Below are 26,594 nucleotides of genomic sequence, written 5' to 3'. Positions count from 1 at the left end.
TCGCCTTCAAGGTCGGCACCCGGGGGAATTTGGGGTTTCAGGGGGCCTGTTCCTTATTTGGGGTATTGAGCGGAGGCTGCAATAGGCTGGCGCCGAAAGGCCGTGCTGCCGCAGCAGATCCGCTTCTGACAAGTGAGTAGTGTGATGGTGGAAGCGTTGATGCTCGTCCTTCTGGGCATGCTGGTCATGACCCTGATTTCGCTGGCGCTGGCGCCTGTGCTGTGGGCCCGCGCCGCGCGCGTCACCACCGAAAAGATCCAGCAGGACGTCCATTCCGCAGCCTTCGACGAGGCCAGCCAGACCGTCTCCCGCAAATATGAAGGGGAACTGGCCGAGCGGGAATCCGCCCTGCGCTCCGAGATCGAACAGCTGGAAGCCTCCCGCGACAAGATTTCGGCGGAGGCCTCCGGGCGGGTGAATACGCTCGAGGAAACCCGCAACTCGCTGGAACAGCAGATCGCCGTGCTGGAACAGGAAATCACCCGCCGCGACGACCTCCTGGAAGAAGCAAACACCCGCTACCAGGCACTGGCCGACAGGATCGCCGGTCTCGGCAGCCGGGCGGATGCGCTGGGCCGCGAAGCCGCCGATCTTGGCAGCCGTGCCGGCACCCTCAGCAGCGAGATCGCCGATCTCGGCCAGTCCCACCACGACATCGCCCAGTCCCTGCACCCGGAAACGACACCGGCCGTGGCAGCCACAACAGCCGAACCGGCCCCCGTTGAGGCTCCTGCGACACCGGAACCCATCTCCGTCACGGTCGAGCAGCCGGCAGAGGACACCGCCGCCGCTGACGACGCACCGGAAACCAATGGCGCTGCTGCGATGACGGCGGAAGACGCTGCGGACGAGACCCCGCATGAGCCTGTCCCGACCCAGGAGCCATCCTTGTCGGACCGCATCCGGGCCCTGCGCGACGGCGCGTCGGCCTAGAGTGCGACGGCGCATCGGCCTAATGGGCGACAGTGCACCGGCCTAATGGGCGACAGCGCATCGGCCTGACAGGCTCAAACTGATAGGAAGATTGGTGACCCCTAGGGGACTCGAACCCCTGCTTCCGCCGTGAGAGGGCGGCGTCCTAACCGCTAGACGAAGGGGCCAGCGGCAGATCGCAGCAGCGCATACGCAGCGTCAGGCGATCAGGAGCGCGGGGTATACACGCCCCGCCCCGGCTTATGCAAGCACTCTCTTTTACGTGACGCTGTTACGTAAAAAATACCGGAATTCCGCCGGTTTTTCGCCCATCCTGGATTGACATTCTGTCAGCGCGACGGCATTGTCCGCACCAGCAAAGGCGTTTCCTCCCTATCCAGCGCCTGCGCGAACCTCTGCCGCCGGCCGGATTTCTGGCTGGCGGTTTTTTTTGCCCCGGCGTCCGGGTGTCAGCGGTTCAAGACCCGCCAGCTCAGGGCACGTCCGGCGTCAGCACCAGATTGCGGATCACAAGGCCCGAACGGGTGTTGACCACCATGATCCGCTCCGGCTGCCCGTCGCTTACGAGGTGGATCACCAGCCGCCGCTCATCCCCGGTCACCGACCGGATTGTGTAGCCCGCCGGCACCGGCACCTCGAACTCCCCGGCCGGCGTCACCGCCACCTGCGGCACCGGCGCGGTCTCCGCCTCCTCGCCGGACGCGGAAATGCGTGAGGCAATCGTTGCCACCACAATGGCAAACCCGATAATCAGGAGCACACCCAGGACGATGACCGTGATCAGCAGCACGCGCTGCGTCCGGGCTGCGGCCTCGTCCAGTTCTTCCGTTTCGCCCGCGTCGCCCGCGGGCCTGCTGTCCTGAGCGGCCATGACCGATCCCCAAAAGAGTGAGCAGGAGCTTCCGCACACAGAACCTGACAAGGCCTGGTTCCGCGTCGAGCCCCTGGAGCTGAGCGACATGGATGCCAGCGACGAGGGGGACGGCGCAAGTGTCTTGCGCGTTTTTGTCGGCCCTGACGCCCCGAAAATGCGGATCGACAAGCTGCTGGCCGAAGCCCTGCCTGATTTCTCCCGCGCCCGCCTCCAGGCCCTGATCGCCGAAGGCGCGGTGACGCTGATGGATGCTCCGTATAAGGAAGATGAATCTCAGGACGTGCAGGACGCTACCGCTCGCCCAGTCAGGAGCGCGTCCGCCAAGATCCAGCCCGAAACAGCACTCGATATCACCCTGCCGCCCCTCAAGGCGGCCGAGCCTGTGCCGCAGGCCATCCCCCTCGACGTGCTTTACGAAGACAACCACGTCATTGTCATCAACAAGCCCGCCGGCATGGTCGTGCATCCCGCCGCCGGCAATGAGGACGGCACGCTGGTGAACGCGCTGCTGCATCATTGCGCGGGCTCCCTGTCAGGCATCGGCGGCGTCGCCCGTCCGGGCATCGTCCACCGCTTGGACAAGGACACCTCCGGCGTCATGATCGCCGCCAAGACGGATCAGGCCCACAAGGCCCTGGCCGATCAGTTCGCCTCCCATGGCGCCGACGGGGCGCTGGAACGCGCCTATCTGGCCCTCGTCTGGGGCAGCCCCAAGCGCCAGAAGACAATCATCGACGCCCCCCTGGGCCGTGCGCCCCACGACCGCAAGAAGATGGCGGTTGTGTCCGAGGCAGCCGGCCGCCGCGCGGTCACCCATGTGGAAGTGCGCGAGCGCTTCGAGCCCGACGGCAAGCCCGTGGCAGCCCTCGTCGAATGCCGGCTGGAAACCGGCCGCACCCATCAGATCCGCGTCCACCTCACCCGCGAAGGCACCCCCGTGATCGGGGACCCGGTCTATGGCCGCAGCCACATGACCATGGCCAATGCCCTGCCGGACCCGGCAAGAAGCCTCGCCAAGTCCTTTTCGCGCCAGGCGCTGCACGCCTATCTGCTGGGCTTCACCCACCCGGAAACGGGAGAAAAGCTGGTTTTTGAAGCTCCCCTGCCCGAAGACATGACAGCCCTCCTCGCCTCTTTAGAAGCGCTATAAAATAGTTGTGAACATCCCCTTCAAAATTCACCATTGACCCTTATTTAAGCAGGGCTCCGGAAAACCCTGCGTAAACCCGCCCAGGCGGAACAAATGCCGGGGGTTTGGGGTAGACTGGACAGGCCCACTTCCACCAGACGGGCCGGAGGGGAGACAGATTATGGCGAACAATACGATTCCGAGCCTCACGCCGGACGGCAGCCTGACGCGCTACCTGCAGGAAATCCGCAAATTTCCGATGCTGGAGCCGGAAGAGGAATACATGCTCGCCAAGCGCTATGCCGAGCACGAGGATTCCGACGCCGCCCACAAGATGGTGACGAGCCATCTGCGCCTCGTCGCCAAGATCGCCATGGGCTATCGCGGCTACGGCCTGCCGATTGCCGAGGTGATCTCCGAGGGCAATGTGGGCCTGATGCAGGCCGTGAAGCGCTTCGACCCTGAAAAGGGCTTCCGCCTGGCCACCTACGCCATGTGGTGGATCCGCGCCGCCATCCAGGAATACATCCTCCGCTCCTGGTCGCTGGTGAAGATCGGCACCACGGCGGCGCAAAAGAAGCTGTTCTTCAACCTGCGCAAGGCCAAGAGCAAGATCGACGCGCTGGAAGACGGCGACCTGCATCCGGACCAGGTCCAGGCCATCGCCACCAAGCTGGGCGTGCCCGAGCAGGACGTGATCAACATGAACCGCCGCATGTCCAATGGCGGCGACCAGTCCCTCAACGCGCCCCTGCGGGCCGACGCCGATGGCGGCGAGTGGCAGGACTGGCTGGTGGATGAAAGCGAAACCGCCGAGGATGTCGTCTCCGAGAATGAGGAGCTGACGCGCCGCCGCGAAATGCTGCACACCGCCATGGAAACCCTCAATGAGCGCGAGATGCACATCCTCACCGAGCGCCGCCTCAAGGATGAGCCCTCGACGCTGGAAGAGCTGAGCCAGGAATATGGCATCAGCCGCGAGCGCGTGCGCCAGATCGAGGTCCGCGCGTTTGAGAAGCTGCAAAAGGCCATGCGGGCCGCGCACAAGGACGAGATCCGCGCCACCCGCGAAAAGGCCGAGGAATACGCAAACTAGGATCAGGCCGGGCGCGGATCAGAAATCCGCGTCCGCCACATCCACCGCCTTGCATTTGCGGCAGCGCAGCTCGATCGTCGAGCCGTCCGTCCCCGGAAACCGCATTTTCACCCAGCGCCCCCGGGCGTCATACCAGACCTCGTTGTCGATCGCCCCCTCATACTGGTAGCGCGTGGCCTCGATCACGCCGTGGGCCGTCTCCACCTGCTCCGTCCCCTTCGGCACCAGCCGCACATCGGCCACCCGCCCGGTGATCGTGTTGATCACCTTGTCGGTACCGATGACGCCGGCATTCCAGTGATTGGTGGGATAGACGGTCAGCGGCGCCTCATAGGGGCCGTTCGGCCCGTCGACCCGGATCAAATCGCCTTCGGCTCGCGCCTCAACTTCGGCCACGTCACCGTTCTGGTCCGTGCGCGCGGTAAGCGCCACCAGCTTGCCGTCCCGCCACAGGGCTTCGGACGCATAATCGAGCCGGTACAGCGTCACGAAAAGCGCGCCCACCTTGAGGTCGAAGTCCGTGTTGACCCGGAGCCCGTCCTCATCGGCCGCAAAGCTCACACTGTGTCGGCCGATAGGCGACCCATTGCGGTAAATCCCGAACTCGATCCCCTCACCATACAGCGAGCGAACCTCATCCACGGACGCTGCCCAGGCCGGTGACTGGCTTGAAACCGCCAGAAAACCGGACACCAGAGCCCCGATCACACCTGTAGCCGAAAAAAATACGCGCCGCATATGAACCCTCGCAAGGAAATGCCTGTCTGACAGACCCTACGAATGGGCGCGCCCACTGGATCAATTGCCTGATCGACCACCGGTCAATCAGGCCTGGGCCCTATTGGGCGGCCACGCCCGTGCCGATGGGGCAGGACACGCCGGTCCCGCCGAGCCCGCAATACCCATTGGGGTTCTTCGCCAGATATTGCTGGTGATAGTCCTCGGCGAAATAGAATTCCGGCGCCGGGCGGATTTCAGTCGTCACCGTGCCAAAGCCCTGCCCCTTGAGCGCCGCCTCATAGGCAGCCTTGGAGGCCTTGGCCGCCTCCAGCTGGTCATCCGTATACGTATAGATCGCAGAGCGGTACTGCGTGCCCACGTCATTGCCCTGCCGCATGCCCTGCGTCGGGTCATGGGCCTCCCAGAAGGTTTTGAGCAGCGTCTCGAAGCTCACCTTGGACGGGTCGAACACCACCAGCACCACTTCGGTGTGGTTGGTCTGCCCCGAACACACTTCCTCATAGGTCGCGTTCGGCGTCACCCCGCCCGCATAGCCCACGGCCGTCACATGAGCACCGTCCAGCTCCCAGAACTTGCGCTCCGCCCCCCAGAAGCACCCAAGTCCGAACTGCACCTGCTGCAGCCCCTCGGGATACGGCCCCTTGAGCGGCTGGCCGTTCACGAAATGGGTGGACGCTGTCGGGATCGCCATGTCGCGCCCCGGCAGCGCTGCATCGGCTGACACCATCTCGGCCTTCTTGCGCAGAAACATCATCGGGCAAACCTCCGGTCTTGATCGGCATGTCTGGCAGCGCGGAGACGCGCGCTCATTGACGGAATAAGATACCGTTTTCGCGTGCCGCACAAATCACACCAGAACACATAGGACGCCCGATGTCCGATGACGACCCGACACCCCCACAATCGGCAGATTCACACTCGGCAAGGTCAAAATCGGCACCAACACAATCAGCACCGCAACTGGGCCTTGAGCCCATGCCCCTAAGGCAGGCAGGCCTCGGGCTGGCATTATTGCTCTACGCGATCTCCCTCGCCCTCCCCGGCCTGCATCTCAGGGACTATCCGCCCGTGGAGGGCTACCGGATCCTGCTCACCGGCTGGTACGGGCTCATGGTCCTGCAGGTCGCATGGCTCGCCAACCCGCTCTTCGCCGCAGCCGTGATCGCCGCATTCCGGCACCGGCCACGTCTCGCGTTCGGGCTGGCCGCGGCCGCCTTCGGCATAGGGCTCCTGTCCTTCACCGCCACCAACTGGATTGCGCACCATGCCTATATAGAGCGGCTGGGCGCGGGGTTTTATGTGTGGATGGCGGCGTTTCTGGTGCTGGCCGCCACCAGCCTCATATCCCGACGCACCACCCCATCCGGCAAGGACCCTACGCCGCCTGCCTGACGAGCATCGCCACCCCGGTGGCCCAGCCCATCTGCGCAAAGACAAATCCGTCCCGCCCCGCCAGGTCCGCCAGCAGCCGGTCCACATTGGCCTGGTGCCCGTCCGGCCAGTTGGGCCGGGGCAGCAAATCATCGATCACGTAAACCCCGCCGGGGCCCAGCGCGGCAAGCGCCTCATCGAGATGGGAGAACTTGCCCGGCCAGGCATCGGCAAAAATGAGGTCGAATTCAGCAGCCGCCATCTGGGCCAGCGCGGTGCCGCCATCCTCAAGCAGAAACCGCACCCGCCCGTCCGCACCCAGCGTGTCGCGCGCCACGGCCTGCGCCGTCTCATCAGTATCAATCGTGAGCAGAGATGCCTGCGCATCCATCCCGTGCAGCAGCCAGGCCGCGCCCAGCCCGCAGCCGGTGCCGAGCTCCAGCATCCGCCCGCCGGGTTTTGACGCGGCAAGCGCTGCAAGCAGACGCCCCACCTCGCGGTCGGAATTCATGTCAAAGCCTAGTGCTGCCGCGCGCGCCTCAATGGCTTCCAGCGCGGCGGGAAGCGGCTGTGCCTGTCCCATCGTCCCTCCAGAACCAAAAGCCTCCAGACCCAAAAAAGGGCCGCCCCGGCGCTCTGCCAGGCACGGCCCTTTCCCGTGACTTCAGCGGGGTGGAAACCCCAAGGCTAAAAGCACTTCCGGCTAGCGGACCCCCTCAGAGGCTGCCCCAAATAGACCCGCGACCGACAAGGACCCAAAGCCCCGCTGCGTGACACTCGACATTGGATCACCTCCTTTCAATACGTTGAAACCGCCATTGAGGCTGAGGTGATTTGCCGATTTTGACAAGCGCGAAAACGTACCAAGCCACCCCACCAGAGCCGCACGGTTGCTTTTTGTTAACTAATTGGCCATTCCATACAATTGAGTTGGCCGGGGAAGTACAATGCTCAGCACGATTGGTTACGAAGGCGCCTCTTTGGAGGACTTCATCTCGACGATGCGTGAAGCTGGGATCGAAGTGCTTATTGATATACGTGAGCGCGCTCAGTCCCGTCGAAAGGGGTTCTCCAAGACGGCTTTAAGCGAGGCGCTTGCAGATGCCGGGATTGAGTACATCCATCTAAGAGAGTTGGGAGACCCAAAACAGGGTCGGGACGCCGCACGCCGCGGCGACTGGAAAGAGTTTCGCCGGGTCTTCAATGGTGTACTGAGATCAAACAGCGCCAAAGAGGGGATAGACAGGATCTCTTCGATCGCATCTGGAAGAAGCGTTTGCTTGCTTTGCTATGAGCGAGACGAAAAGACTTGCCACCGCAAGATCGTATCCGAAATAGTTGAGTCTAGGTTGTGCACAAAGACTCGACACCTCGGAGTACGTCGCCTTGAAAGGGCCGCAGCGTAAGAGCAATGATCATGTGGTAGTGCTAGTTAAAGCGCTCCCACATAGAAGCAGCCGCTACTTTGAGACGGTTTGCTGTGCCGGCGTTGGGTTGGACCGTAAGTGGAGACGGCAATACCCGGTTCCGTACCGAATACTCCAAGATGATCAAAGGTTCGCACGCTGGTCTTGGATAAAGTACTCATACGTACCTCCTTCGGATGATCGGAGGAAAGAAAGCCAGAAAGCAATTCCCGAGTCGATCAGAGTCGTCGGCAAGCTTACACCCAACGAGAGAGCACGGTTTGTCGCGCCCTTGTTTCGAGAAAGTACGGAAGAAGCTGCGTCGCGCGGAGAGTCCCTTACGCTCATCAGACCAGCTGATGTAAATTTGAGTTGGAGCAGGAAGAGCAGCACAACAATTGCGCAGGAGCGCATCCGTCACGCCGCCCTCGCAAACCAGCTTTCCATGTTCGATAACAACGACGTCAAACCGGTCGAACCATGTCCATTCGAGTTTTGTTTCAAATGGCAAAGTCCCGACGGCAAAACACATACCCATACATGTGATGATTGGGAGACGTCAGCCGCATTCTTCAGGAGACGCAAGGCCTACGGAGAAGCTGCAGCGCTGCAGTCGCTCAAGCAAACGTATGAGAACGAATACGCGTCGCGGGGCATAGCCTTCGCACTAGGAACGCATAGCAAGAGAAGTGATCAATGGCTTCTTGTAGGCGTTCTCCGGGTCGATGAAATGGCACAGCAAGAACTCTTTTAGCCCCTACCCCTTCAACGCCTCATTCGACACCTTCACCTGTTCCAGTTTCTCCGCGTCCTGATAAATCTCGCCGCCGGTATTCCGAAAAGTTTCGGCCATCTGTTCCATGCCCTCTGCCGCTTCCTTTTCGGCCGCGTAGTCGCGCACGTCCTGGCTGATCTTCATCGAGCAGAATTTCGGCCCGCACATGGAGCAGAAATGCGCCACCTTGTGCGCTTCCTTGGGCAAAGTCTGGTCGTGGAACTCGCGCGCCCGCTCCGGGTCGAGCGACAGGTTGAACTGGTCCAGCCAGCGGAACTCGAACCGCGCGCGCGACAGCGCGTCATCGCGCAACTGCGCGCCCGGATGCCCCTTGGCAAGGTCCGCGGCATGGGCGGCGATCTTGTAGGTGATCACGCCCTCCTTCACGTCGTCGCGGTCCGGCAGGCCCAGATGCTCCTTCGGCGTCACATAGCAAAGCATCGCGCAGCCGAACCAGCCGATCATCGCCGCCCCGATGCCGGAGGTGATGTGGTCATAGCCCGGCGCGATGTCCGTCGTCAGCGGGCCCAGCGTATAGAACGGTGCCTCGCCGCATTCGCGCAGCTGCTTGTCCATATTGACCTTGATCTTGTGCATGGGCACATGCCCCGGCCCTTCGATCATCACCTGGCAGCCCTTTTCCCAGGCCACTTTCGTCAGCTCACCGAGGGTTTCAAGCTCGGCGAACTGCGCCGCGTCATTGGCATCCGCCACCGAGCCCGGGCGCAACCCGTCCCCCAGCGAGAACGACACGTCATACTTGCGCATGATGTCGCAGATCTCGTCGAAATGCTCATACAGAAAACTCTCCTTGTGGTGATGCAGGCACCACTTGGCCATGATCGAGCCGCCGCGCGACACGATGCCCGTCACCCGCTTTGCCGTCAGGTGAATGAACGGCAGCCGCACGCCCGCATGGATGGTGAAGTAATCCACCCCCTGCTCCGCCTGCTCGATCAGCGTGTCGCGGAACACTTCCCATGTCAGGTCCTCGGCAATGCCGTTCACCTTCTCCAGCGCCTGGTAGATCGGCACCGTGCCGATGGGCACCGGCGAATTGCGGATGATCCATTCACGCGTGTTGTGAATGTTGCGGCCGGTGGAGAGGTCCATCACCGTGTCCGCCCCCCAGCGGATCGACCACACCATCTTGTCCACCTCTTCGGCCACCGACGACGTCACCGCCGAATTGCCGATATTGGCGTTGATCTTCACCAGGAAATTGCGGCCGATGATCATCGGCTCCAGTTCCGGGTGATTGATATTGGCCGGAATGATCGCCCGCCCGCGCGCAATTTCAGAGCGCACGAATTCCGCCGTGATGAACTCAGGAATCTCCGCCCCGAAGCTCTCCCCCTGCGCCACGTCATCCGCGGCACTCTCCAGCGCCTGCTTGCGGCCGATATTCTCGCGCAGCGCCACATATTCCATTTCCTTGGTGATGATGCCCGCCCGCGCGCACTCATACTGCGTCAGCGGCCGCGACCCGTCGCCCGCCAGCGGCCGGTTGCTGACGGGAAACGCCCGCGCCAGATGCGCCTCGGACACATTGCCGTTGTCTTCCGGCTTCACCTCGCGCCCGTCATAGACGGAAACCCCGCCGCGCTCCTGCACCCAGGCCGTGCGCGCCCGCGGCAGCCCCGCCTCGATGTCGATCACAACGTCCGGGTCGGAATAAACCCCCGACGTGTCATAGACCCGCACCGGCGGCTCCATCGCGGAAGGTTCAAGTTCGATCTCGCGCAGCGGCACCTGCACATCCGGCATCCCCTCCGGCGACACATAGACCTTGCGCGAGGCCGGCAGCGGCCCGGTGGTCACATCGTCGGTCGTCGGCGCATTCGGCGTCGAATGAATATTCATGGGGAAGAGCCCTCCGTGTCGGCATGGGGATGCAGCCCCACGCGAATTCCGCACCGCCGGGCAAACTGACGTCAGGAGGAGAAAAAGCGCGCCGTACCGCCATCCAACGCATGGCCGCGCCCTTGGGTCCCAGTCCCTTCGCCGGCATAACCCGGATCAGGTTCAAAGGGTTCAGGCAAAGGCCCATCTCAGCACCGCAACCCGCAGCGCACCCCTTGGAACAACGCCCGCAGTGTGACTCCGTTTGCCCCCCGCGAAAACCCCTCACCCACCCGTTATTTGACCCCCCGCCACCGCCCGCACATGCTGCGGACTGGACTGGTTCACTTTCCGGACGCGCCATGGAATCGATCTACTGGGTCCTCAACTGGGCCTGCCACCGCAAATGCACCCACTGCTATGAGGACCGCTTCCGCCCCTATGTGCGCGGCGCGCTGGAGGCCGTGGTGCGCGAGGCGGAGGACGCTTTCCCCCGGATCATCGCCAACCTGCCCGAGCGGATGACCTATCTCGACACGTCCGCGCCCGATGACAGCGAAGCGGGCTTCAAGGAGCGCCGCGGCCGCATCATCATGGCCGGCGGCGAGGTGCTGCTCGACCCCGTCCGCGAGCGCGTGCTTTACCCGGTGCTGGAGGCGCTGAACGCCAGATACCGCAACCAGGGCGGCGTTGATATCTCGATCCAGACCACCGGCGACCTCGTTACCGAACAGATACTGGAAGACCTCCGCGAGCGCGGCATCCGCATGATCGCCATTTCCGGCATGGATGATTTCCACGTCGGCATGGAAGGCGACAAGCGCAAGCCGCTGATCGACAAGCTGCACACGATGTTCGAAAAAACGGGCTATACGGAGCATTCAGCCCGCACAGGTTTCGGCGAATGGCAGAAGAATGACGGGCCGACCTATCTCTTTTTCGGCGCTACCGAAGACGCTTGGATCGGCAAGATCTGGCCCCGCGGCCGCGCCTGGGACAACGGCCTCAGCCGCGCCACCCTGAAGGACAACTTCTGCAACGCCTGGTCCGGCGGCTTGGGCTTCCTCAACCACCGCTATGCGGGCTCCGAAGTCTCCATCGACCCCACAGGCGACGTCTTCCCCTGCTGCCTCAAGACCAAGGCCCCCATCGGCAATGTCACCGAAGAAAAGCTGACCGACATCCTCGACAGTCTCGTCGGCCACCCCGCCTTTGAAGCCATCAATATGGGCCACCCGGAACGCATGGGCCTCAGCCACGGCTGGGACGTCGGCACCTTTTATGAAAAGTCAAAGACCAAAGACCCCAAGGGCAACGACTACCAGAACCTCTGCATCGGCTGCGACCGCTTCCACGAGGAAGTCCTCGCCCCGGTCATCGAAGACATCCGGCAGGAACGGCTACGCGCCCTCGGCGTAGAAGCAGGCCCGCTGGTGGTGGCGAAGTAGACAACCATCTGCATTAGGCCTAGAAATGCACCACCTACTATACATCTATGGTTGCATTCGATATGGCAAAGCGAGCAAAAGCCGAAAATTGGCTGTTCTTCATTGACACAAATGTGTTGCTAGATTTCTACCGGCTCGGCGGTCCAAGCGCTGAACGACAACTCAAGGCATTAGAGCAACATAAAGGCGTAATCATCATTCTGGATCAAGTCTGGGCGGAATTTCTCAGGAATAGACAAAAAGTCATACATGAGGATGCCATTAAAAATCTTGCAAAAAGCCCGCAGAGAAACGCGCCTCCAATAGTCACGGATTATCAGCCTTTCAAGATGTACAGGAAGGCTACCACTGAATCTGAGAAACAGCTCAAGAAGGTAAGAGACAAGATCGAGAAAGTATTGCGAGACCCATCGAAACACGATCCTGTTTATCAGTCTCTCAAACGAATTTTTTCCAACGACAGTCCGTACAATCTGCGGCGCCCCGACAAACGACGTTTTCAGATTAGAAGCTTAGCAAGAAAGAGGTTCTCCTTAGGTTATCCGCCACGGAAGGCGAACGACACATCCATCGGTGATGCCGTAAACTGGGAATGGATCATTCACTGCGCGCAGAATTGCCCAAACAAATCACATGTGATGATTGTCACCAGAGATCAAGACTACGGAATAATGTTTGATGGTGCGCCAATCCTCAATGATTGGCTGAAGCACGAGTTTTCTGAAAGGGTCGGTACCCGTAGAAAAGTCGAACTGTCCAACAAGCTGACAGAAGCTATTAAGAAGATGAATGGCTCGGTTACACAGACCGACGTAAAGGAAGAAAAAGATCTTATTGGCTTATACAAGTCTTCGAGGTCGTTCGTAGAGCAACCATCACAACTGACAATATCACCACAGCTACTGCGATCCACTTCCGACTCGGAAGCACTCAGAAGCATGTTGGCAAGCTTGTTGAAGTCATCGCGTAGTGATGATTAATCCGCAAACGGATCATGCACCAAAATCGTATCATCCCGCTCCGGGCTCGTTGACAGCAGCGCCACCGGCGCCTCAATCAGTTCCTCGATCAGCCGCACATATTTGATCGCCTGCGCCGGCAAGTCTGCCCAGCTGCGCGCCCCTTCCGTGCTCTCGGACCAGCCCTCAAGCGTCGTGTATTCGCACTTGACCCGCGCCTGGCTCGGCGCATCCGCCGGCAGGTGGTCGAGCGGCTTGCCGTCCAGCGTGTAGCCGGTGCACACCTTGATCTCGTCGAAGCCATCCAGCACGTCGAGCTTGGTGAGCGCGATGCCTTCAATGCCGCCGGTCTTGATCGCCTGGCGCACCAGCACCGCGTCAAACCAGCCGCAGCGGCGCTTGCGCCCCGTCACCGTGCCGAACTCATGCCCGCGCTCGCCCAGCTTCTGGCCAACCTCGTTGTCCTGCTCGGTCGGGAACGGCCCCTCGCCCACGCGCGTCGTATAGGCCTTGGTGATGCCCAGCACATAGCCGATGGACCCCGGCCCCATGCCGGTGCCGCCCGCCGCCTGCCCGGCAATCGTGTTGGAGGAGGTAACAAACGGATAGGTGCCGTGGTCAATGTCCAGAAGCGTGCCCTGCGCCCCTTCAAACAGGATGCGCTTGCCCGCCTTCTTGGCCTCATCCAGCACCAGCCACACGGGCTTGGCTAAGGGCAGGATGCGCGGCGCGATCTCCTTCAGCGCATCGACAATCGGCCCCGCTTCAATTTCGTCGAGATTGTTGCCCCGGCGCAGCGCGTTGTGGTGCACCAGTAGGTTCTCCACCTTGGCCGGCAGGGTGTCCGGGTCTCCCAGATCAACCACGCGCAGGCCGCGGCGGGCCACCTTGTCTTCATAGGCCGGGCCGATGCCGCGCTTGGTGGTACCGATCTTGGTGCCCGAATTGGCGCTCTCGCGCATTTCGTCCAGCTCGCGGTGCACCGGCAGGATCAGCGTCGCGTTCTCGGCGATCATCAGGTTGTCCGGTGTCACGGCCACGCCCTGACCGGCAATCTGGTCGGCTTCCTTGACGAACGCCCACGGGTCCAGCACCACGCCATTGCCGAGGATCGACAGCTTGCCCGGCCGCACGATGCCCGACGGCAGCAGCGACAGCTTGAACACCTTGCCGTCGATCACAAGCGTATGGCCCGCATTGTGCCCGCCCTGGAAGCGCACAACCACGTCAGCACGCTCCGACAGCCAGTCCACAATCTTGCCCTTGCCCTCGTCGCCCCACTGGGAGCCGACGACCGCTACATTCGCCATCGCTTGTAATCCTGTAAATGTCCGGAAAGCGGCGGGACTATAGCGAGTCCCGCTGCAATCTCAAATGCACCAGGTGCATATCACGGGCGCACCGCTGCACGCCCCCCAAATCCCACGAAAAAGGGGGCGCGTGCACCCGCACGCGCCCCCTGATGTCGATTGGCTTGCCGGTTCGATCAGAACTTCAGCGCCTTGGCCTGCTTCACATTCGGCAGCGCCATAACCTTCTTCAGGGTCTCGGCACACACTTCCTGGTCCACGTCGATCAGCGCAATGGCGTCGCCGCCCGGCGCCACGCGGCCGAGATTGAACGAGGCGATGTTGATGCCCGCATCCGCCAGCACCGTGCCGAGGCCGCCGATGAAGCCCGGCTTGTCGTCATTGGTGACATACAGCATGTCGCGCGTCAGGGCGGCTTCCATGCCGATGCCCTTCACCTGGATGATGCGCGGGCTGCCATCGCCGAACACCGTGCCGCCAACGGAGCGCGTCTGACGCTCGGTGGTGACGGACAGCATGATGTAGCCCTCATAGGCGCCATGCTGGCCCTTCTTGGTCTCGTTCACCTTGATGCCGCGTTCCTTCACGATGGCAGGCGCGGACACCATGTTGACGTCAGTCAGCATCGGCTTCATCAGCCCCATCAGCATGGAGTTGACGAGCGGCTTGGTGTTGAGCTCGGCAGCGTCGCCCACGAACTCGATGGTCACCTCCTCGATGCCCGTCTCGGTCAGCTGGCCGGCAAACAGGCCGAGCTGTTCGGACAGGGTGATCCACGGGCCCAGCTTCTGCGCGTCCTCGGCAGACACCGACGGCACGTTGATCGCATTGGTGATGGCGCCATCCAGAAGATAGTCGGACATCTGCTCCGCCACCTGCAGCGCCACATTCTCCTGCGCCTCAGACGTCGAGGCTCCCAGATGCGGCGTCGCGATCAGGTTGTCGAGACCGAACAGCGCGTTCTCCTTGGCGGGCTCTTCCTCGAACACGTCAAGCGCGGCACCGGCCACCTTGCCGCTTTCAAGCGCTGCCTTGAGGTCTGCTTCGACGATCAGGCCGCCGCGGGCGCAGTTCACGATGCGCACGCCGTCCTTCATCTTCTCGATCGCAGCCGCGTCGATGATGTTGCGCGTGGCGTCGGTCAGCGGCGTGTGCAGGGTGATGATGTCGGCGCGCTTGAACAGCTCGTCCAGTTCCACCTTCTCGATGCCCATCTCCTTGGCGCGCTCCGGCGTCAGGAACGGGTCATAGCCCACCACCTTCATGCGCAGACCCAGCGCCCGGTCGCACACGATGGAGCCGATATTGCCGCAGCCGATGACGCCCAGCGTCTTGGCCGTCAGCTCAACGCCCATGAACTTGGATTTTTCCCACTTGCCTTCATGGGTGGACGCATTGGCCTGCGGGATCTGCCGTGCCAGCGCCATCATCATGGAGATGGCATGCTCGGCTGTGGTGATGGAATTGCCGAACGGCGTATTCATCACGATCACGCCCTTGGCGGTCGCAGCCGGAATATCGACATTGTCGACACCGATGCCGGCGCGGCCGACGACCTTGAGGTTGTCCGCCTTCTCCAGCACATCCGCCGTCACCTTGGTGGCAGAGCGGATGGCGAGGCCGTCATACTGGCCGATGATGGACAGAAGCTCGTCCTTGTCGAGGCCCGGCTTGAAGTCCACGTCGAGACCACGGTTCTTGAAAATCTCCACGGCGGCGGGAGACAGCTTGTCGGAAATCAGCACCTTGGGCATGGGGAAACTCCTCGAAGGTGAATTGCTATGTCGGGATCAGGGTGAGCGGCAGGCGGCCAGGCATCCCTGCCCGCCTGCGTCATGTCTCTTGGCGCCTAGGCTGCTTCGGCCTGCTTGGCTTCCGCATAGGCCCAGTCGAGCCACGGCAGCAGCGCCTGCATGTCAGCCACTTCGATGGTGGCACCGGCCCAGATACGCAGGCCCGCCGGCGCGTCGCGATAGGCGCCGATGTCGTAGGCAACGCCTTCTGCGTCCAGCAGGCTTGCCAGCTTCTTCGATGCTGCCGCCTGCTGCTCTTCCGTCAGCGCCTCATCCACGATGGTCAGGCACACCGACGTGTTGGAGCGGTTCGCCACATCCTTGCAGAGGAAATCCACCCACGGGGTTTCTTCCACCCACTTGGTGAGAGCAGCCATGTTGGCGTCGGCGCGGGCCATCAGGCCCTTCAGACCGCCGATCGACTTCGACCATTCCAGCGCATCGATATAGTCCTCGACACACAGCATGGACGGCGTGTTGATGGTCTCGCCCTTGAAGATGCCGTCGATCAGCTTGCCGCCCTTGGTGAGGCGGAAGATCTTCGGCATCGGCCAGGCAGGGGTGTAGCTCTCAAGCCGTTCCACCGCCCGCGGGCTCAGGATCAGCATGCCGTGCGCCGCTTCGCCGCCCAGCACCTTCTGCCAGGAATAGGTCACGACATCGAGCTTGGCCCAGTCGAGATCCTGCGCGAAGGCCGCAGAGGTTGCGTCACAGATGGTGAGGCCTTCCCGGTCAGCGGCAATCCAGTCCGCGTTCGGCACACGCACACCGGAGGTGGTGCCGTTCCAGGTGAAGACGACATCATGCGTGGGGTCGACCTGGCTCAGATCCGGCAGCTCGCCGTAGCCCGCCTCGATCTTGCGGGCATCGTCCAGCTTCAGCTGCTTGATGACATCCGTCACCCAGCCGGAGCCGAAGCTTTCCCACGCCAGCATGTCCACCGGACGCGCGCCCAGCAGCGACCACATGGCCATCTCGACAGCACCCGTATCGGACGCCGGCACGATGCCGATCTTGTAGTCGTCGGGAATGCCCAGCACCTCGCGCGTCAGCTCGATCGCGTAAGCGAGCTTGGCCTTGCCCGGCTTGGACCGGTGCGAGCGCCCGAGGCATGCATCTTCGAGGTTGGAAAGGGTCCAGCCGGGGCGCTTTGCGCAGGGGCCGGACGAGAAATTCGGGTTTGCCGGACGAATGCCCGGCTTGTTGGCCGCTGCCGCTGCAGGCGCGCCGCCATTGGTAGTATCTGCCATGGTGTATCTCCCTCCTTGCAGAGGGTCGCGCTTCGTTGGGGAAGCGTGGCCCGCGCCGTACATAGGCGAGCCCCCCTCAAAGGTCAAATGAAGCTTTTGCCGTGCCTACCGGGCCGTTAACTGCCTGCCCGTCGGAACATGTCCGCCCGCCCCCGGTTACTCCCCCAGGCTCACACCAACCGGAAGGAGCACATCATGGCTTTTGCCAGCCTCAAGGACGTCTATATCCACCAGCTGCAGGACCTCTACAGCGCCAACAAGCAGGCGCGGCTTACCACCCAGAAGCTCGCCGCCGCCGCCAAGGATCCTGAACTTCAGAAAGCCCTCGAAGCCGGTGTTATCGGCATCGAAAACGGCATGACCGCCCTCGACGCCATGATCAAGGGTCACGGCGAGTCCCCCACTGCCGAGTTCTGCAAGGGCATGGAAGGCATCGTGAAGGAAGCCCAGGCCCACGCCCTGGATGCCGACTTCACCAATGACGAGGTGCAGGACGCCGTCATCATCACCCAGTATCAGCGCATGGTGCACTACGCGCTTGCCGGCTATGGCTGCGTCAAGACCTTCGCCAAGCGTCTGGGCCATGACGAAGAAGCCCGCGCCCTCGAGGACTGCCTCAAGGAAACCCGCTCCGGCGACCTCACCATGAGCGAACTCGCCATGGGCGGCATCAACAAGAAGGCCGCCTGACCCGCGGGCCCCTGAGGCCACCGACCTGACAAGACCAGCCCGCGGCCGCCCCAAGCGACCGCGGGCTTTTTCCATCGACATCAAATTAATGACACGCATTGTTTCCTTCGGTGGCATGCGCCATTCTCCCGGAAAACCAACAAGAGCCCGGCCGCCCGCAACGCGGGTGGCCCCAGCACACGCTTCCAGGGAGATACCACCGGATGGGACGCAAGATCCTTCTCATCACCACCGACCAGATGCGCTACGACGCGCTGGGCTGCACCGGCGGCAAGGTCGCGCGCACCCCGCGACTTGATGCGCTGGCGCAGTCGGGCATCAACTTCACCCGGGCACACAACCAGTCGGTGGTCTGCATGCCCGCCCGCGCCACCATCGTCACCGGCCAATACCCGGCCTCCCATGGTGTCTGGATGAATGGTGTCGCCCTGCCGGAAGACGCGCCTTCCGTCGCCCATGTGCTGGGCACCGCCGGTTACAAGACCGCCCTGATCGGCAAGGCCCATTTCGAACCCTGGATGGCACCGCCCGGCTTCTATGAAAACGAGATGGCCCGCCGCGGCGAAACCGGTCCCCATCGCGGTTTTGACCGCATGGAACTGGCCAACCACTTCATGACCGGCAACTTCCACTACGACCAATGGATGCAGAAAGAGCACAAGGATCAGATAGGCGGCTTCTACCCCATCGTGTCCGAGACCGGGCAGCAGAACCATATCGGCGGCGCGGATACCGGTGCCATCCAGTGCTGGGTCAACGACATGCCGCGCGAGCTCTACCACACCGACTGGGTGGCCGACCGCGTCATCGCCTTCCTTGATAGTCTGGATACGGAAGAAGACTGGTTCATCTGGATGAGCTTCCCCGATCCGCACCACCCCTGGGATCCGCCCGCATCCGAACTCGGCCGCGTTGACTGGCGCGACCTCGACCTGCCCGAACTCTACGCAGGCAGCCACGAGGAACGCGCCGAACTGCTTGAGCGTAAACCCCGCCACTGGCAAGGCGCCTGGGACGGCAGCCTGCGGACCAATTTCGAGTTCCCGCCCAATTTCCGCCCCTGCGATCTCACCGACGATCAGGTGCGCGAGATCAACGCCATGAACCACATCGAAAACGAGCTGATCGACGAGGCCTGCGGCCGCGTCTTCGATCACATCAGCGCCCGTGGCTGGGACGGCGACACGGACATCTTCTTCACCACCGATCACGGCGAGATGCAGGGCGATTTCGGCCTCATGTTCAAGGGCGCCTTTCATGTGGACGCCCTCATGCGCCTGCCCTTCCTCTGGCGCCCGGCCCCCGACCACGACACCGGCCCGGAAGCCGGCACTCCCCGCGCGGTGCCCAATCCCGTGGGCCATGTGGACCTCGCCCCCACCTTCTGTGCCCTGGCAGGCCTCGACGTGCCGGAATGGATGGAGGGTGCCCCCCTTCCGGCATCCTCCGCCGAAGCGGACGACCAGTCACGCGAGACCGTGCTCACCGGCTGGGACAGCGTGCACCGCAATTCCGGTGACCGGGACAAGGCCGAACACACCCTCGCCCTGCGCACTATCAGCACCCGCACCCATGTGCTGACTGCCTACCGGCCCGGCTCCATCTATGACGGCACCGAGGGCGAGCTCTACGATCTTGAGGACGACCCCTTGCAGCGTATCAACCGCTGGGATGACCCCGCCTGCGCCGCCATCCGCAAGGAATTGATGACCGCCCTGCTGGATGAATGGCCACAGGAGCCGGATGAACGCCTACCCCGCGTCGGCCCTGCTTGAGGAGCATGCCGTCACTGGCAGCAAGATGATTTGATCTTTTGCGCGGTTGACTTGACCCGCTGCGCGCGCGACATCGCGCCCATGCTTCAACGGCCCGCATATCGCTGCCCGCACCGCCCGGCGGTCTCACCTTGAGCGCCCCCCGCAGCACCGCTGCCTGGGTCGATCTCGGCCTGCTTACCTTGTGCTGGGCGTCGGGCTTCACCTTCACGGCCATCGCCCTTGAAGGCTTTGCGCCGCAATGGGTGGTGGTATTCCGCCAGCTTGTCGCCACGCTGGTGCTGATCCCGCTGGCCTTTGCCTTCGGCCGTATCGCGCCCATCCCGCGCCGCATGTGGCTGTGGCTCATCGCCCTCGCCATCATGGGCGACATGGCGCCCTTCTATGTCATCAGCTGGGGACAGCAGGAGGTTGAATCCGGTCTCGCCTCGATCCTCGTCACCACCATGCCGCTGATGACCCTGGCCCTTGCCCATGTCTTCGTGCCCGGCGAACGCATGACGCCGCGCCGCCTCGCGGGCTTCGTTATCGGTCTCAGCGGCGTGGCCCTCATTGTCGGCCCCGAAGCGCTCCTTGATGTCGGCGTCAGTGACATCGAGATCCTGTCCCAGCTGGCGATCCTGCTGGGCGCGGTCATGTTCGCGGCAAACGCCATCATCGCCCGCAACATGCCGCAGATGGATGTCTGGCAGCGGGCCATGATGGTCAACGGCCTGTCCTGCCTCATCGCCTTTCCGCTGGCCCTGTCGCTGATGCCCCTCCACGAGGCGCCGTCGCTTGATGCCCTGCCCGGCTGGTGGCCCATCTTCGGCGTCGTCGGCACCGGCATCTTTGCCAGCGGCCTCGCCACGGTGATCTATTTCCGCCTGATCGACGAGGCAGGTCCCACCTTCATGTCGATCACCAATTACCTGGTGCCGCCGGTGGCCCTCATTGCCGGCATCGTGCTGCTTGATGAAAGCCCCAACATGTGGGCGTTCGCGGGCCTCGTCCTCATCCTGGCCGGCATCGCCGTGGCCGAACTCCGCCGTGCGCCCAAGCACGCAGCCGGGCCCGCACCCCAGGACACGGACATCAGCTGAGCAGCATCGGCACGCCGACCGAGGCCACCATGGCCACCGCCAGCCCCCGCCGCAGCACTGCCGCATAGCGCGCCTGCGTCAGCCAGTGGCGCAGCACATCTCCGCCCAGCGTCCAGCTCGTGGTGCAGAAGACCATCACCAGCGCCAGCGTCACACCCGTCATCACCGCCTGCAGGCCATAGGCCATGCCCGGCGCCGTGAAACTCGCGAAGGCCGTCACATTCATCACATAGGCCTTGGGGTTGATCGGGTGCAGCACCGCCCCCGCCCAGAACGACGGCTGCGCAGCCTCCGTACGGCCGCTTCCTGTCATCCCGGCAAGCTGCCAGGCCAGCCAGCAGATGTAGAAGAAGCCCGCAAGCTGCAGCACCCGGTAGATGACAGGCTCCGCCTGCAGCAGGGCACCGACACCGAGCCCCACCAGTGCCGTCACCGCCAGCCCGCCGGCCCAGATTCCCATGAGATAGCGCTGTGACCGGCGGAACCCCACCGTCGCCCCCATTGTCATCAGGCTGAGATTGGCAGGCCCCGGCGTCCCCGCCACCACAAGCCCGAATAGGGCCGCAGCGCCCAGCAGGTCCCAGTTCACGACCGCGGCCCCAGCGTGATGGTGCCGTCGAGATAATCCGCACACATACCTTCCAGCACCACGCGCTCCCCTTCGAGGCGGCACCACACAGTCCCGCCCCGCGGGGAAATCTGCCGCGCAACCAGCTCGGGCTTCTTCAGCTTCTTCGCCCAGTACGGCACGGAGTCGCAATGCGCAGAGCCGGTCACATGATCCTCATTGATGCCGTGAGCCGGGGCAAAGAAGCGCGACACGAAATCAAATCCGGACCCGTCATCCCCCGGCGCCGTCGCGATCAGCCCCTGGTTGCGCGGCCCCAGGCAACGCGCCAGCGGCTCAAATGCCGGGTTAAGCCGTGCCACATCGGCAGCGCTGTCGAACACCGCAATGAGATTGGTACCGGTGAAGACCATGCGGGGCTGCACACCGATCATCGCCCCCAGATCCTTGGGCGCGGGCATGGGGCGCGAGGGCCTTGCCGGAAAATCCATCGCGTAGCGGCCCTCTCGGCCTCGCGTCACCGTCAGCGTGCCCGACCGCGTTTCGAACGACACCGCCTCCCGCTCCGGCGCAAGCCGGCTCAGGATCACATGCGCGGTCGCCAGTGTCGCATGGCCGCACAGATCGACTTCGACCGTGGGGGTGAACCAGCGCAAGCCGTATCCCTCGCCTTCCTGCACGAAGAACGCCGTCTCGGCCAGATTGTTCTCCGCCGCGATCGCCAGCATCTGGTCTTCGCTCAGCCAAGCATCAAGCGGCACCACCGCCGCCGGGTTTCCCTCGAACGGCCGCGCCGCAAACGCATCAACCTGAAAAAGCCTGAACTCCATGACCCGAGCACCCCTTGTTGAAACCGCTTCTATCTGGTGTCCCGGCAATCTATAACCAAATTGCACCCATTCAATTGTTATATTGACACCATGACATTGTTCCCGGCCCATCTCATTCCCCCGTCCGGCCCGCGCTATGTCGCCATTGCGGATGCCATCGAAGCAGCCGTCACCTCAGGGGACCTCCGGCAGGGAGACCGCCTGCCGGCGCACAGGCCCCTTGCCTTCGATCTCGGCGTCACCGTCGGCACCATCAGCCGCGCCTATGAGCTGGCCGCCCGCCGGGGCCTTGTCGAAGGCAGTGTCGGCCGCGGCACCTTCGTGCGCGGCATCGCGGATCCCGGCAGGCAGACGCGCGGGGCGGGCTCGGCTGAGTTTTCCGCGATGCGGGATGTGGGGCTGATCCCCATGCGCACCAACCTGCCCGCCCCCGTCGGCCACAACGGCGCCGTGGCAGCCGCCATGGAAACGCTCCTGCGCGATCCTGCCTTCCGCACCCGCATCGCCGATTATGAAGAACCGGCAGGCTCGGCCTCCCAGCGGGCCGCAATGACATCCTGGCTGTCACTGGACGGGTTTACTCCGGACACGGACAGGCTCGTGCTCACCGCCGGTGCCCAGCAGGCACTCGCCACCGCCATCGCCGTCGCCACAGACCCGGGCGACCTGATCCTCACCGAGGCGCTGACCTACAGGATCATTGCCAGCCAGTGTCAGCTCATGGGCCGCCGCCTCCGCCCTGTGGCCATCGACGGCGAAGGTCTCGTCCCCGATGCACTGGAGGAAGCCGCCCGCACCCACCGCGCCCGCGCCGTCTTCCTGATCCCCACCCTGCACAACCCCACAGGCGCGATCATGGGTGCTGCCCGCCGCAGGGCCATTGCCTCAATCGCCGAGGACCATGACCTTATGATTCTGGAAGACGATACCTACGGCGTATTCACCGATGCGCAATTGCCGATCACGGCCCTGCTCCCAGACCGCAGCTTCTACGTATCCAGCCTGTCGAAATCCGTCGCCCCCGGCCTGCGCATCGGCGCGATGCTGTGCCCGCCGCGCCATGCCGCCCGCGCCCGCGCCGCCCAGCACGCGCTAGGCCAGGGCCTTCCGCCGATGACCGCGGAGTGCGCGCGCCACCTGATCGAAACCGGCGAAGCCCACGACCTGCTGACCCGCCAGAAAGTGGAAATCCGTAAACGGAACAAAATGGCGGCGGACCTCCTCCGCCCATGGCTGCCGGACATCCATCCCCACAGCGCCCATCTCTGGCTGCCGGTGCCGGAGGTTTGGCGCGTGCATGATTTCGTGGAAGCGGCACGCATGCGCGGCGTTGCCATCGCCGCGGACGAGGACTTCGCCATCACCGCCCCGTCGGGCAGAAGGCATGTCCGCATAACCCTCGGCCCGCCCGCCGACATGGCCGAATGCCGCCGCGGCATCAGCATCGTTAAGGATCTTCTGGAGGAAGGGCCGCTCAGCGCCGCCTGATACGCCGCAGCCGCCAAGTGCCGATCAGTCCGTGTCGCGCAGCACCCAGCCATGGTCCAGCGGCCCCGCTCCCTTGCCGATCTTCGGCGCATGGGCGATGGCCATGTGCACATAGTCCCGTGCGGCATCCACTGCGTCGGCAATCTCGCGCCCCTGTCCCAGCAGCGTGGCGATCGCACTGGCCAGCGTGCAACCCGTGCCATGGGTGGATGTGGTCGCAATGCGCGGACTGGTAAAGGTGCGGATCTCCGTCGTCGTCGCCAGCACGTCCACCACCATGTCGCCGCCCAGGTCGCCGCCCGTTACCAGCACGCATTCAGGGCCCGCACTCAGCAGCGCCCGCGCGGCTTCGCGCATGTCCCCGGCCGTCCGCACCGGCATGTCTGCCAGCACCGCGGCCTCATGCACATTGGGCGTCGCCAGGAAGGCAAGCGGCAGCAGCCGTTCGCGCAGGGCGGTTTCCGCGTCCTGCCGCAACAGCCGGTCGCCGGACGTTGCGACCATCACCGGGTCCACCACCAGCGGCGGCACATCCCCCAGCGCGTCGATCGCCTCTGCCACTGTCTCGATGATCTCGGCGGAATGCAGCATGCCGGTCTTCAGCGCATCCGCGCCGATATCCGCCAGCACCACGTCCATCTGTCGCCGCACGAGGTCGGCAGGCAGACCTTCCACGCCGTGAACGCCTGTAGTGTCCTGCACCGTGATGGCGGTGATCGCCGTCGCCGCATAGCCCCCAAGGGCCGTCACTGTCTTGATGTCAGCCTGGATGCCCGCCCCGCCGCCGGAATCGGAGCCGGCAATGATCAGGACGCGCGCAGGCGTTGAAGGGGTAAGCCGGGTCACCCCGCGCGGGCCTCGATGACGGTGCAGATGTCGTTGACCACCCGGGTCACCAGCGCCTCATCGTCGCCCTCGGCCATCACCCGGATCAGCGGCTCGGTGCCGGACTTGCGGATCACCAGACGCCCCGAATTGCCCAGCGCCTGTGTGCCGGTCTCAATGGCGTCCTTCACCTCGTCGTCTTCCAGCGGCGCCCCGTCGCGGAAACGCACATTGCGCAGCAGCTGCGGCAGCGGGTCAAACAGGCGGCAGATCTCGCTCAGCGGCTTTTCTGTTTCCGCCATCACCGCCAACACTTGCAGCGCTGCGATGAGACCATCCCCCGTGGTGGCGAAATCCGACAACACCACATGCCCGGACTGTTCGCCGCCGAGATTGAACCCATGCGCCCGCATATGTTCCACCACATAGCGGTCGCCCACCTTGGTGCGCGCCAGCTTCAGACCCTGGCCTTCGAGATAACGTTCCAGGCCGAGATTGCTCATTACCGTGGCCACGATGCCGCCACCCTGCAGCATGTCCTTGCCGGACCAGGACGTGGCAATGGCCGCCATCACCTGGTCGCCATCCACCACTTCACCATGCTCATCGACGATGATCACGCGATCCGCATCGCCATCAAGCGCAATACCGATATCCGCCCGCAATTCGCGCACCTTGCCCGCCATCATGTCGGTGGAGGTGGAGCCGCAGCCTTCATTGATGTTTGTGCCGTTCGGGTCAACGCCGACAGAAAACACTTCCGCGCCAAGTTCCCACAGCGCCGTGGGGGCCACCTTGTAGGCTGCGCCGTGGGCGCAATCGACAACAATGCGGATGCCTTCAAGGCTGAGGCGGCGCGGGAAAGTGCGCTTGGCAAATTCGATATAGCGGGCCTGCGCGTCCTCGATGCGCTTGGCCCGGCCGATGCGCGACGGTGCGGCCAGCCCGTCCGTCAGGCCATTGTCCATGTGGTGCTCGATTTCCTGCTCCACCTCGTCGGAGAGCTTGAAACCGTCCGGCCCGAACAGCTTGATGCCGTTGTCGCCATAGCTGTTGTGCGAGGCCGAGATCATCACACCCAGATCCGCCCGCAGCGAGCGCGTCAGCATGGCAACAGCCGGCGTCGGCAGCGGACCGAACTGGAACACGTCCATGCCCACCGACGTAAATCCCGCCACCAGCGCATTCTCGATCATGTAGCCGGACAGGCGCGTATCCTTGCCGATCACCACCCGATGGCGGTGCTCCCCACGCGTGAACACGCGGCCCGCCGCCATGCCCACTTTCAGGGCGGTCGCCGCCGTCATCGGTTCCTGGTTGGCCCGGCCACGAATGCCGTCCGTGCCGAAATACTTACGTGACATGTCGTCCCCCGCACGCTCTGAGGCACTCAGGCCGCCTCATCGCGGCGCACTATAGCCGCTGTGCTTGATAAGAAAGTTAACGAATGTTTTCAGCGTGTTACCGGTTAATGCCCTGATCCGCCACCCCCAATGCCATGCGCCGGGGGCATGGCCGGGCTCACTCAGCCTCAAGCGCCGCCATCACCGCCAGGGCATCCCGCAGCGCGCCGGGCGCATGGGTGCGGATGAACACCGCTCCCTGTCGCGTCGCGTGCAGCTCAGCAGCCAGAGTCGCCGGGCCGATATCAGCCACATCCCGCCCCGTCATCGCCCGCAAAAAGCTCTTGCGGGAGACGGAAATCAGCACCGGCAGGCCGTACCGCTCCTCAAGCTTGGCCATCTCGCGCAGCACGGTCAGCGACACATCCGGGTCAGTCCCGAGGAAGAACCCCATCCCCGGATCAAGAATGAGCCGGTCCCGCGCCACCCCTGCCTGCGTCAGCGCCGCGACACGCTCATCGAAGAAGTCAAACAGCCGCCCCCAGATCTCACCGGCCGGTACATCCTGCCGCCGCGCCCGTCCCCGCCCCTGCACCCCGTGCATGACGATCAGCCGCGCATCTGATGCTGCAAGCCGGGGATAGATATCGGCATGCGGAAACCCCTGGATGTCATTGAGATAGGCCACCCCCTGCTCCAGCGCCCAGAGATGCACGTCCGGTTCGAAACTGTCGATCGATACGGGGATACCCGCCCGCACCAGGTCAGGCACCACGGCCTCAAGACGGCGTATCTCTTCCGCAGCGCCTACGTCCTGAGAGTCCGGGTGGCTCGACGCTGCCCCCACATCAAGCCCGTCCGCACCGTCCGCCATCAGCGCCCGCCCATGCGCCAGTGCCGCGGCAGGGTCGAGATAGCGCCCGCCATCGGAAAAGGAATCCGCGGTGATGTTGAGAATGCCGAGAAGCACAGGCGTCGTCATGGAAGGGTCCGGATAATCAAAAGGCCCGGGAGCATATCGCTTCCGGGCCTCATGACCACTCATGTGTTTTGAAAAGACGCGCCC

The 26,594-nt window shown here is 63.5% G+C and carries 24 protein-coding genes, 1 tRNA gene and 1 riboswitch; of the genes, 11 read left to right on the top strand and 14 right to left on the bottom strand.

All coding sequences use genetic code 11. From position 1 onward, the window contains the following. Positions 1-159 precede the first annotated feature (159 nt). Entirely contained in the window at positions 160-933 is a 774-nt protein-coding gene (locus HG718_RS02195; RefSeq protein WP_160588721.1) for a hypothetical protein, read from the top strand. 92 nt (positions 934-1,025) lie between these two features. Here HG718_RS02195 and HG718_RS02190 read toward each other — a convergent pair. Both HG718_RS02190 and HG718_RS02185 read right to left on the bottom strand, forming a co-directional pair. Next, positions 1,026-1,100: transfer RNA gene (locus HG718_RS02190), tRNA-Glu, on the bottom strand. A gap of 305 nt (positions 1,101-1,405) precedes the next feature. Next, entirely contained in the window at positions 1,406-1,804 is a 399-nt protein-coding gene (locus HG718_RS02185) for a hypothetical protein (protein WP_027843636.1), read from the bottom strand. 88 nt (positions 1,805-1,892) lie between these two features. Between HG718_RS02185 and HG718_RS02180 the strand changes: the two genes are divergently transcribed. Together HG718_RS02180 and rpoH are read left to right on the top strand one after the other, a co-directional pair. Beyond that, the gene (locus HG718_RS02180) at positions 1,893-2,957 is read left to right on the top strand and encodes an RluA family pseudouridine synthase (RefSeq protein WP_188658437.1); all 1,065 of its coding nucleotides are present in this window, start codon (positions 1,893-1,895) and stop codon (positions 2,955-2,957) included. 160 nt (positions 2,958-3,117) lie between these two features. Next, positions 3,118-4,032 carry an RNA polymerase sigma factor RpoH gene (rpoH, locus tag HG718_RS02175; protein ID WP_160588722.1) on the top strand — a complete coding sequence of 305 codons (915 nt, stop codon included), beginning with the start codon at positions 3,118-3,120 and terminating at the stop codon, positions 4,030-4,032. 18 nt (positions 4,033-4,050) lie between these two features. On the opposite strand, the gene HG718_RS02170 is transcribed toward rpoH, so the two are convergent. Continuing rightward, positions 4,051-4,725, bottom strand: a complete 675-nt coding sequence (locus HG718_RS02170; RefSeq protein ID WP_160588723.1) for a DUF6134 family protein — start codon at positions 4,723-4,725, stop codon at positions 4,051-4,053. Positions 4,726-4,870: 145 nt separating this feature from the next. After that, positions 4,871-5,527 carry a peptide-methionine (S)-S-oxide reductase MsrA gene (gene msrA / locus HG718_RS02165; RefSeq protein WP_160588724.1) on the bottom strand — a complete coding sequence of 219 codons (657 nt, stop codon included), beginning with the start codon at positions 5,525-5,527 and terminating at the stop codon, positions 4,871-4,873. Positions 5,528-5,748: 221 nt separating this feature from the next. On the opposite strand from msrA, the gene HG718_RS02160 reads away from it, so the two are divergent. Next, positions 5,749-6,165 (top strand): hypothetical protein, encoded by a 417-nt coding sequence (locus tag HG718_RS02160; RefSeq protein WP_160588725.1) that lies wholly within the window; start codon positions 5,749-5,751, stop codon positions 6,163-6,165. Here the strand turns inward: HG718_RS02160 and HG718_RS02155 are convergent. Continuing rightward, on the bottom strand, positions 6,149-6,727 hold the full coding sequence (locus HG718_RS02155) for an O-methyltransferase (RefSeq protein WP_160588726.1): 579 nt from the start codon (positions 6,725-6,727) through the stop codon (positions 6,149-6,151). The genes HG718_RS02160 and HG718_RS02155 overlap by 17 nt on opposite strands. 364 nt (positions 6,728-7,091) lie before the next feature. On the opposite strand from HG718_RS02155, the gene HG718_RS02150 reads away from it, so the two are divergent. Then, positions 7,092-7,550, top strand: a complete 459-nt coding sequence (locus tag HG718_RS02150; protein WP_160588727.1) for a DUF488 domain-containing protein — start codon at positions 7,092-7,094, stop codon at positions 7,548-7,550. A gap of 757 nt (positions 7,551-8,307) precedes the next feature. Here HG718_RS02150 and thiC read toward each other — a convergent pair. Beyond that, positions 8,308-10,188 carry a phosphomethylpyrimidine synthase ThiC gene (thiC, locus tag HG718_RS02145; protein WP_160588728.1) on the bottom strand — a complete coding sequence of 627 codons (1,881 nt, stop codon included), beginning with the start codon at positions 10,186-10,188 and terminating at the stop codon, positions 8,308-8,310. Between the two features lie 115 nt (positions 10,189-10,303). Beyond that, a riboswitch (TPP riboswitch) is annotated at positions 10,304-10,414 on the bottom strand. Between the two features lie 115 nt (positions 10,415-10,529). On the opposite strand from thiC, the gene HG718_RS02140 reads away from it, so the two are divergent. Continuing rightward, positions 10,530-11,615, top strand: a complete 1,086-nt coding sequence (locus tag HG718_RS02140; RefSeq protein WP_160588729.1) for a radical SAM/SPASM domain-containing protein — start codon at positions 10,530-10,532, stop codon at positions 11,613-11,615. Positions 11,616-11,677: 62 nt separating this feature from the next. Continuing rightward, a complete protein-coding gene (locus HG718_RS02135; protein WP_160588730.1) occupies positions 11,678-12,595 on the top strand; it encodes a PIN domain-containing protein in 918 nt (305 codons plus the stop codon). On the opposite strand, the gene HG718_RS02130 is transcribed toward HG718_RS02135, so the two are convergent. The 3 genes from HG718_RS02130 to HG718_RS02120 form a co-directional block, all read right to left on the bottom strand. Continuing rightward, on the bottom strand, positions 12,592-13,884 hold the full coding sequence (locus HG718_RS02130) for an adenylosuccinate synthase (RefSeq protein ID WP_160588731.1): 1,293 nt from the start codon (positions 13,882-13,884) through the stop codon (positions 12,592-12,594). The genes HG718_RS02135 and HG718_RS02130 overlap by 4 nt on opposite strands. A 176-nt stretch (positions 13,885-14,060) precedes the next feature. Beyond that, positions 14,061-15,638, bottom strand: coding sequence for a phosphoglycerate dehydrogenase (serA, locus tag HG718_RS02125; RefSeq protein WP_160588732.1), 1,578 nt, complete (start codon positions 15,636-15,638; stop codon positions 14,061-14,063). A gap of 95 nt (positions 15,639-15,733) precedes the next feature. Then, positions 15,734-16,927 carry a phosphoserine transaminase gene (locus tag HG718_RS02120; RefSeq protein ID WP_160588733.1) on the bottom strand — a complete coding sequence of 398 codons (1,194 nt, stop codon included), beginning with the start codon at positions 16,925-16,927 and terminating at the stop codon, positions 15,734-15,736. A 195-nt stretch (positions 16,928-17,122) separates the two neighbouring features. Between HG718_RS02120 and HG718_RS02115 the strand changes: the two genes are divergently transcribed. The 3 genes from HG718_RS02115 (at position 17,123) to HG718_RS02105 (ending at position 20,474) form a co-directional block, all read left to right on the top strand. Next, positions 17,123-17,617 carry a DUF892 family protein gene (locus HG718_RS02115; RefSeq protein ID WP_160588734.1) on the top strand — a complete coding sequence of 165 codons (495 nt, stop codon included), beginning with the start codon at positions 17,123-17,125 and terminating at the stop codon, positions 17,615-17,617. A 203-nt stretch (positions 17,618-17,820) separates the two neighbouring features. Continuing rightward, positions 17,821-19,392, top strand: a complete 1,572-nt coding sequence (locus HG718_RS02110; RefSeq protein WP_160588735.1) for a sulfatase family protein — start codon at positions 17,821-17,823, stop codon at positions 19,390-19,392. 131 nt (positions 19,393-19,523) lie between these two features. Continuing rightward, a complete protein-coding gene (locus tag HG718_RS02105; RefSeq protein ID WP_160588736.1) occupies positions 19,524-20,474 on the top strand; it encodes a DMT family transporter in 951 nt (316 codons plus the stop codon). Here the strand turns inward: HG718_RS02105 and HG718_RS02100 are convergent. Beyond that, positions 20,467-21,063, bottom strand: coding sequence for a LysE family translocator (locus tag HG718_RS02100; RefSeq protein ID WP_160588737.1), 597 nt, complete (start codon positions 21,061-21,063; stop codon positions 20,467-20,469). The genes HG718_RS02105 and HG718_RS02100 overlap by 8 nt on opposite strands. Continuing rightward, positions 21,060-21,872 (bottom strand): PhzF family phenazine biosynthesis protein, encoded by an 813-nt coding sequence (locus HG718_RS02095; protein WP_160588738.1) that lies wholly within the window; start codon positions 21,870-21,872, stop codon positions 21,060-21,062. Before HG718_RS02095 ends, HG718_RS02100 begins: the two co-directional genes overlap by 4 nt. Before the next feature lie 90 nt (positions 21,873-21,962). Here HG718_RS02095 and HG718_RS02090 point away from each other — a divergent pair, with 90 nt between their 5' ends. Continuing rightward, positions 21,963-23,360: an aminotransferase-like domain-containing protein gene (locus HG718_RS02090; protein ID WP_160588739.1), complete on the top strand. Its 1,398-nt coding sequence runs from the start codon at positions 21,963-21,965 to the stop codon at positions 23,358-23,360. Between the two features lie 24 nt (positions 23,361-23,384). Here HG718_RS02090 and thiD read toward each other — a convergent pair whose 3' ends face one another. The 3 genes from thiD to folP form a co-directional block, all read right to left on the bottom strand. Continuing rightward, positions 23,385-24,206 (bottom strand): bifunctional hydroxymethylpyrimidine kinase/phosphomethylpyrimidine kinase, encoded by an 822-nt coding sequence (gene thiD / locus HG718_RS02085; protein ID WP_160588740.1) that lies wholly within the window; start codon positions 24,204-24,206, stop codon positions 23,385-23,387. After that, positions 24,203-25,549: a phosphoglucosamine mutase gene (gene glmM, locus HG718_RS02080; RefSeq protein WP_027844691.1), complete on the bottom strand. Its 1,347-nt coding sequence runs from the start codon at positions 25,547-25,549 to the stop codon at positions 24,203-24,205. Before glmM ends, thiD begins: the two co-directional genes overlap by 4 nt. A 157-nt stretch (positions 25,550-25,706) precedes the next feature. Then, positions 25,707-26,510 carry a dihydropteroate synthase gene (gene folP, locus HG718_RS02075; RefSeq protein ID WP_160588741.1) on the bottom strand — a complete coding sequence of 268 codons (804 nt, stop codon included), beginning with the start codon at positions 26,508-26,510 and terminating at the stop codon, positions 25,707-25,709. Positions 26,511-26,594 lie beyond the last annotated feature (84 nt).

It is taken from the genome of Pyruvatibacter mobilis (assembly GCF_012848855.1).
GTDB classification, from domain to species: Bacteria; Pseudomonadota; Alphaproteobacteria; order CGMCC-115125; family CGMCC-115125; genus Pyruvatibacter; species Pyruvatibacter mobilis.
The sequence above is the reverse complement of the archived record's forward strand: the minus strand, read 5'-3'. Positions and strand labels throughout refer to the sequence as shown.